Origin of the sequence: Sulfurimonas sp. RIFOXYD2_FULL_34_21, assembly GCF_001830805.1 — a bacterium.
Taxonomy (GTDB): domain Bacteria; phylum Campylobacterota; class Campylobacteria; order Campylobacterales; family Sulfurimonadaceae; genus Sulfurimonas.
Genome location: NZ_MICH01000012.1, coordinates 1 through 2678, shown reverse-complemented (window position 1 = coordinate 2678; position 2678 = coordinate 1). Strand labels below are relative to the sequence as shown.

Genomic DNA, 2678 nt, shown 5'->3' with positions numbered 1-2678 from the left:
TGTTTTGTACATTAGATGTCATCTCTTCCATAGCAGCAGCTGTTTCTTCAAGTGATGCGGCTTGTTGGTTAGAAGCAGTCGATAGTGCTTCTACGGCTTGTTTAAGTGATGAAGCATCGGTTTGCAAATCAATTCCGTTTGAGAGGGATGAGGAGAGCATGGTTGTAACTGCACTTCCTAAAGTATTTACACCGCTTGCAAGTTTTAACAGATGCTCTTTAAGTCCTTTTTCATCTATCTTGTTAAGATAGTTATAACTAGAGTATTCTTCTAAAACTTTAAGAACATTGTCAATATTGTCTTCTAAATTTGAAGCCATATTGTTAAGAACTGATTTTAGTTGCATTAATGCAGGATTTGCAACATTTAGTTCAAGTCTTTGACATAAATCACCTTGTTCAAACTCTCCTAAAACAGCTATAGTCTCATCTATAAGTTTTCTATCTTCTTCTATGCCCTTTTGAGTTTTTATAATGTTCTCGTTAATGACTTTTGCCATCTGTCCGAATTCGTCTTTGCTATCTAGTTTTATTTGCTCTGCTTTAGTTGTTTCGCGGTTTAGGAAGGAGAAGAAGGAGAGGAGACCTTGTTGGATTGAGGTTAGGGAAGCTATAATATTGCGACTTAAAAGGGTAGCTATAGATATTGCAAAGATTCCAATTAGGATTCCAACAATAATTGTGATTGTTGATATGGATTGACGTGTACTGTCAAACTTAGCATCTCCTTCTATCATTTCATTATCAAGAGACTTAATGATTTTATCTAAGTTTTTTTGTGATTCCCCACGCGCAATATCAATTCTATCATCAATAGTTTTGATGTCTAAATCAATATTTGAGCCTTTTTGAGCTAACCGAACAAATAATTCATTTTCGATAATGTTCATATATTTATCAGTACTGACTTTATAGTCTTGTATCCATTGTTTTTCTTCGGGTGTATCCATTCTGCTAGTAAGAGTTTCTATATCATCACTTACTTCTTTTCGTAAAGAACTAAACTCTTGTTTCGTTTCTAGGCTATAACCGTTAATAACACCATCTGCTGCAATTGCATACATATCGCCTAAATCAGTCATAAATTCCATTACCATTACGGTATCTTTAGCTCTTTGTGCACCTTCATCTTGAATTTCACCCATATTATTAATTTGCATAATTTGATAAATAGCAAAAATTACAAAAGTGAAAATGATACTTAGAAATCCGCTAAAAAGTTTTTTAGAGGTACTTAAATTATTGAACATGATAATGTTTCCTTTGTGTGTGTTAATTTGATTGTCATGATTTTCCTTAAATTTTAAAATTTGTAGTTTGCGTAAGCTTGAATACGCTTAAATGTAGTGTCATCAGAATTTATAACACCGTCAGTTTTAGCTTTTGAGTCAGTGTATAAAAGCAGTGCTGAGAAATTGTCGTTGTAAGCGTACTCAAGTGTATAATCGCTCTCGTCTATTTCTACATGTGAAACCGCAAGAGAATCTTTAAAAGTACCGTAAGCGTAGCTAAAAGTCAGACCTTCAATTCCTATTAAACTAAAGTCAAATCCTACTCCCGCACTAAAAGCTTTTGCTCCTTCAAGAGAGTCTATTGTATTTTCTTCCATTGATGTCATGAACGGACCGCCGCCAAAACCGTTTGAGAGAGATTTGCCGCTGTCGTTTGAAGCTTTGTTGTAAGCAGTGCAAAATGTCGTACCTATCGATTTTAAACCAAGTTCCGCACTCACACCCCATGCACTGCCATCTATATTTGTAGTTGTGTATTGTGAAAAGTTAGCGTATTGAGCTGCAAGATTTAATTCAACATTTTCGCTTAAATTTAATGCAGTATTTGCTTCTAAATAGGTAATTTTTGTAAGATTATCTATATCATAATACCAAGCTGAGAGTTCACTGTTTTTAATTCCGCTATATACGGCAGAAAGCATTACTGCACCGTTTCCTCCGCTGACTAGTTTTTCGAACTTTTCAGTAGCATCAATGCCTGACCATCTATTTACATGTGCAGCAGTAAGGGTTAAATCTTCAATATCGCTATTGCTTAAAACATACGCTTCAAAAAGATTTGGCATCATTCTAATGTCGTCGCTATCGGCAAAAGGTGTGTCTATCTGTTGACGACCTATTTTTAAGTTTGTTTTGCCTAAAGATACATTTATATAAGCTTGACCTAAAATAGTATAGCCCTCATCATTAGAGTCAAAAAGTGAAGTTCCTTGTGAATCATCGTCTTTAGAACCTAAACGGTTTGTAGTATAAAAGGCAGTTCCAAAACTTACACCGTTAAAAGGTGCAGTTTCTATTGATAAATGACCGCCTGCCGCAGAGTTTTTATTTTTTGTGGTGTCTTCGTTATCTTGATTTACATATCCTAAACGAATTTCTCCGCTTACATGTGAATTGCTAAACATCTCTGAAATATTGTTTGCTTCTTTACTTTCCTCCGCACTTATAGAAGTCGTAAACATACATGTAAGAGCCGTAACTAAACTAAGTTTGATTAATTTCATTTTTTAGATTTTCCTTTTTTCTTTTTAAACTTTGATAGAAATAAACATGGAATAAAAAGAAAAAAGCTATATAAACCTCGCATTTAAGAGGATTTTGTTAGTAATGTACATGTAGAGTATTTTTTGAAAAGAGTTGTTTTTAATGTTTTTGATTAGAGTATAGA

The 2678-nt window shown here is 34.0% G+C and carries 1 protein-coding gene and 1 pseudogene; both read right to left on the bottom strand.

Going from position 1 to position 2678, the window contains the following annotated elements:
* Positions 1 to 1249: pseudogene (locus A2530_RS09110) on the bottom strand (methyl-accepting chemotaxis protein); the annotation flags it as partial.
* 53 nt (positions 1250 to 1302) lie between these two features.
* Complete coding sequence (locus A2530_RS09105; RefSeq protein WP_294886395.1) at positions 1303 to 2514, bottom strand: OprD family outer membrane porin; 1212 nt, start codon at positions 2512 to 2514, stop codon at positions 1303 to 1305.
* Positions 2515 to 2678: the final 164 nt, after the last annotated feature.

Excerpts from the sequence above, each read along its gene's own strand:
- A2530_RS09105 (WP_294886395.1), bottom strand. The coding sequence starts at position 2,514 with ATGAAATTAATCAAACTTAGTTTAGTTACGGCTCTTACATGTATGTTT.